Origin of the sequence: Streptomyces sp. 549 (genome assembly GCF_030124175.1) — a bacterium.
GTDB lineage: Bacteria > Actinomycetota > Actinomycetes > Streptomycetales > Streptomycetaceae > Streptomyces.
In genome coordinates this window covers 1-910 of sequence record NZ_JASKMT010000067.1, presented here as the reverse complement: position 1 = coordinate 910, position 910 = coordinate 1, and the positions used below count along the sequence as shown (strand labels likewise).

Below are 910 nucleotides of genomic sequence, written 5' to 3'. Positions count from 1 at the left end.
TGAGCGTTTCCGATCTACGCTCTGGGGAGTGAAGATCGTTTCTGCATGACCGCGAGGATGGCGTGCAGCAGGTCGGTGATGCGGTTCGGGCTGATGCGTACGAGGTCCAGGATTCGCCAGCGTTTCAGGGCGGCGAAGGCTCGTTCGACGGGTGCTCGGAGTGTGGCGTGTGTGGAGTTGGCCCGTTTCTCGTGGCCGTTGTGGCCTTTGCCTTTCGGGCGGCGGACCGGGGTACGGACGGTGCCGCCGGCGCCCAGGTAGCCCAGGTCCGCGGCGGTCTCCACGTCGGCTTCGGTGACGGCGGTGATGATGCCGTCGGCACGGGCGGCGGGGAGGTCGTTGGTCGATCCGGGGCGGGCTTCCCCGAGGAAGGCCAGCGTGCCGTCCTGGCCGGTCAGGGCTTGGACGTTGACTCCGTGGTCGTGGTGCTTTCCGCTGTAGAGCGGGTCGGGGTTGGTCTCGGTGGCCAGGCCCGCGCAGCGCCAGGTGCGGATCAGCGTCCCGTCCAGCAGCAGTCGACGCCGTGTTCCGGAGGCAGTCACGGCGTCGGACAGGTCGGGTGCGTGGGCGGCCAGTACGTCGATGCCCTCGTTGACGTAGCGCCAGGCGGTGTCGGTGCTGACGCCGAAGTGGGCTCCGAGCTGGGCGAAGGTATCGCCTTTGGCGAGGTATACCAAGACCATGACGGCTTGGTCGAAGGAGGTCAGAGCCCGCCAGGGGCTGCTCAGCTCACACCTTCGGGTACCGATCAGGTCCTCTACCCAGGAAACCAGGGCATCAGGCAGCGCGAGAGTGGCACGATAGGTGACCACGAAGCTCCTTACTCCGTGCGACGGTTGGCACTATCGCAACGGGTAGGGAGCTTCGTACGTCACGGCCCTACAGCCACCCGATCGGGGCACGATCGGAA

1 protein-coding gene is annotated in these 910 nt (G+C 66.7%); it reads right to left on the bottom strand.

What is annotated here, in order from left to right:
* Nucleotides 1–14: 14 nt before the first annotated feature.
* Nucleotides 15–812, bottom strand: coding sequence for a transposase family protein (locus tag QNO07_RS27475; protein WP_283995255.1), 798 nt, complete (start codon nt 810–812; stop codon nt 15–17).
* Between the last annotated feature and the right edge of the window lie 98 nt (nt 813–910).